At 38.3% G+C, this 3,480-nt stretch carries 3 protein-coding genes; all 3 read right to left on the bottom strand.

Annotated features, from left to right (window positions below; all coding sequences use genetic code 11):
* Positions 1-189: 189 nt before the first annotated feature.
* The 3 genes from mobV to FD37_RS02325 all read right to left on the bottom strand — a co-directional run bounded on the left by mobV (position 190) and on the right by FD37_RS02325 (position 3,000).
* Positions 190-1,281: a MobV family relaxase gene (gene mobV / locus FD37_RS02320; RefSeq protein WP_056963167.1), complete on the bottom strand. Its 1,092-nt coding sequence runs from the start codon at positions 1,279-1,281 to the stop codon at positions 190-192.
* A gap of 192 nt (positions 1,282-1,473) precedes the next feature.
* Positions 1,474-1,959 (bottom strand): hypothetical protein, encoded by a 486-nt coding sequence (locus tag FD37_RS12545; RefSeq protein WP_014106747.1) that lies wholly within the window; start codon positions 1,957-1,959, stop codon positions 1,474-1,476.
* 84 nt (positions 1,960-2,043) lie between these two features.
* Positions 2,044-3,000 carry a protein rep gene (locus tag FD37_RS02325; protein WP_082605094.1) on the bottom strand — a complete coding sequence of 319 codons (957 nt, stop codon included), beginning with the start codon at positions 2,998-3,000 and terminating at the stop codon, positions 2,044-2,046.
* Between the last annotated feature and the right edge of the window lie 480 nt (positions 3,001-3,480).

The raw sequence follows: 3,480 nt of genomic DNA on the forward strand, positions 1-3,480 counted from the left end.
AAAGTTTAGGAAACTTTGGCTTTCAGCCAATTCAGTGTCTGAGTTGGGTTAGTCAATCAACTCCTTAAAGCCTCAAAAGGGGACTAACTGCTAAAGCAGTAAGTCCCTTTAATTCGATTTACCGTTGACTGACGGCCATTAAACAGCTCCAATACTCATCAGCGGTTAAATTAAAGCCATATACCAAATTCAAAGACTTGGACCATCTAATTCATCATGTTGTCCCTCTGAACGCTCCTGTGGCCTCTGAGGGGCTTTTTTAGACGGTTCTTTTAGTCCAGCTCGTTCTAGCCACTTACTTGGTAAGCCAACCCCTAATTTGCGCTGTAAGAAGCGGTCAACGCTCCGAACAATTCCTTGTAGCGTCCCGACTAACTTTTGAAGACGACGATTCTCAATGTCTAGTTCCATAGCCTTACTTTCAGCTTTGATCAACTGGTCTTTTTGAATATCCATATCAGACCTTTGAGACAATGTTTCAGTAAAATACGTATCCGTTAAGCTGGCGCCCTGTTTAAGTTTATCAAAGTCAAAACGGTCAACCAGCACATACCGCTTATGGAAACGGGATTCCTTCGTTTTAACACTGTTCACATCAAATTTAGTGGCTTGATACGTTTTAAGTTTCACTTGACGCTGTTTAGTTTCATTTTCAACCGCTGCTAACTTTTGCTGCCCCTGCTTAATAGATTCCCGCATGGCTTTATATTCTGGTACCGTTAAACTTTTACGTTCTGATTCTTGAACCCCACGCTGAATATTGAAACCATGCTGTTGTAAATAAGTCGGTAATTGATCTTGAATATCTCGCAAAGCTGTGCGATTAAAAACTCGTTTAGCAGACAATTTATGTTCATCATCAAACGGGACAATCCCCATATGCATATGTGGGGTGCTCTCATCAAGATGAACAATTGCATAACGAATATTTTCTTCACCAAACTTTTTGGCAAAATATTCCTTAGCCGTTTCAAAATATTTGCGCGTATCAGCCGCCATTAAATCGGCAAAGAAATGACGATCACTTGAGATAATCCATTCATTGACCAAGACCGCATCTTTTCTAACTGCTCGCTGACTGGTTTTATGCTCGTTAATATAAGCCTCAATATCCGTTTTGAAATGATTAGTCCGACCAGCAACCAAATCATAATTTAAAGCAGAACGATCAACATCAATATCGGTATTTTTGTGATTCTGTGTTCGACGTTGATCATGATTACCCAAACCAACCAGATTGTCAGCTTTCAATTTCTGCATATTAGCAACTAAATAACTCATCTAACCACTCCATTCCCAAACAGATAAATTTGGTTAGAGCATAGCACAGAATTCGGCAAACCTCCATGCAAGGTATAGCCCAATATACTTTACCTTGTAAAGTTTGGGCTCTGCGAGGCCATTTTTGCCGTTGGCAAAAAAATAATCAAAGGTCGCTTTAGCTCCCAATGATTATCAAAAGACAGTTAATTACTACTTACTTTCTAGTCTTCGTATCAAATATTTCTCTCCTAAAGATGTAATGTTGTAAGAGGAATATTCGTGGCCTACTTCATCAAAACCATAATGAAATTGCAGAGGTATTTCTCTGACCTTATAAATCAAGCCGGCATTTAACAAAGAAATGACTTTACCATTCAAATTGTCCAAATCCAAAGGATTACCATTACTTTTATAAAGATCAGATAATACTTTTAAGCAATAAGGATCATTAACTAAACTCTCAACACTTCTATGCTTTAAAATGATATTTACCGTCCAATAAAAAATACTAATAACCATCTGAACAAAAAACAAAAGAGAAAATGCCACAGAACAAGCAACAAGATAACGATTATATTGAGGTACAAGCCCAAAATAATAAATAATAAATGAGCTTAGTGCGACAGCAAAAGTAAAAAATAGATGCTTTCCATCAGTCAAAATGTCCAGAAGTTTACCCCAAAAAGAATTATTCATAACAAAAACACATCACTTTCAAAAATATTTATGAGCGTATAATTTCCCCATCAATCTTAATATAGACAATCCACCAAGTTCTGCTCAAACAAAATAATTCTTACGTTGATAATCCCACTTAGCAACAATTTCACGCACTACTTGATCAGTTTCTTGATCATCACTATCCGTATTAATCAAATCGCCATTTTCAACATCTTCTAATTGCAACTGCTTGCGAATTTCTTTCAGCAACCCCCCATAGCTAATTTGCCGGGAACCAGCCAAAGCTTGTTCCAAATCATCAATTACTTGTAGATCTTGTTCTTGATTATTAGTTAAAATATCTTTGGACTTTACCTGATATTTAGCCGTTTCTTGGGCACTAGCCAGCAAGGAATTTTTCTGGCGTTTCACATTCGGTTTAACCGCTTCAACATTCACAACCGGCACATAAGCTAATTTCATCGCTCGTTGCCAATACCCGGTCCATTCTGCTTGTGAAATATAATTATCAGTTCCTGTAAAATAACTCGATTTCATAAAAAGCAAAACATGCATATGGTGGTGATACATCGGCTGATCTGCTTCGTGATTAATGGTAACCTCAGTTGAACGTACATAACCCAACAAATTTTTAGCCACTTTTTTATACTGAAAGATTTTTGCAATGGCTCGTCCCATCTGCCGTAACTCACTCTTCAACAAATCCCCTGTAGTATTCTTTACCGTCAACGTTAAAAACAAGAACCGACCTGTTTTTCGCTGTTTAACTGCTTCTGTCAAAATTTGAGTTAACTGGTTAGATTGTTTCATTGACCGCCGCCAATTACATAACGGACACAAACGGGAATGGCAAAACCAAGTCTGAGCCAATTTTTTGTGACCATTTTTATCTTCCACAAAACGTAATACTTCACCACACTCTTTAACTCGATGGGCTTTCTTGTAGTGCAACATTTGTAAATAATCACCATACTGTAAATTCTCTAACTTATGTTCTCGCCATGGCCGTACTTTTCCCGACTGCGATCGATCAACTAAAACTTTTCTATCAGCCAAACTAAAAAGCTCCTCTCATCCAACCACGTGAGAAGAGCTAATCTTTTATGTATTTACTAAAACTAAGGGCTTGACGCTCACTAACTCAAGCTTTAAACTATGTCTAGTAAATACGAATATTCAAGATTAACTCACGTGTTCCGGGTCGCCAAACTAGGAATTCTCACGTGGGTTTTTTCTTTATTCATTTTATAAACTCATAATACGCCTAAGCCCAGTTGTGTCAAGGGTTTATCCCAGTTTTTTAAAATGACGTTGTTTCTAATAGTATCAAGATAAGAAGAAACTGGTCAAAATCGACCAGTTTCTAAGCCCTCGGGCGCTGACGCCCCGAACCCAGTCCAAGCTGTGCCAGCTTGACCGCACAAATGAGCGGGAGTACCCGCTCAAACTCACCCCGTCACTCGCCGTTAGGCAGGAAAGCAAAGTTTAGGAAACTTTGGCTTTCAGCCAATTCAGTGTCTGAGTTGGGTTAGTCAA

Origin of the sequence: Levilactobacillus spicheri DSM 15429, from assembly GCF_001435095.1 — a bacterium.
Classification (GTDB): domain Bacteria; phylum Bacillota; class Bacilli; order Lactobacillales; family Lactobacillaceae; genus Levilactobacillus; species Levilactobacillus spicheri.

Coding starts and splice junctions, on each gene's coding strand:
- mobV (WP_056963167.1), bottom strand. CDS start 1,281: ATGAGTTATTTAGTTGCTAATATGCAGAAATTGAAAGCTGACAATCTG.
- FD37_RS12545 (WP_014106747.1), bottom strand. CDS start 1,959: ATGAATAATTCTTTTTGGGGTAAACTTCTGGACATTTTGACTGATGGA.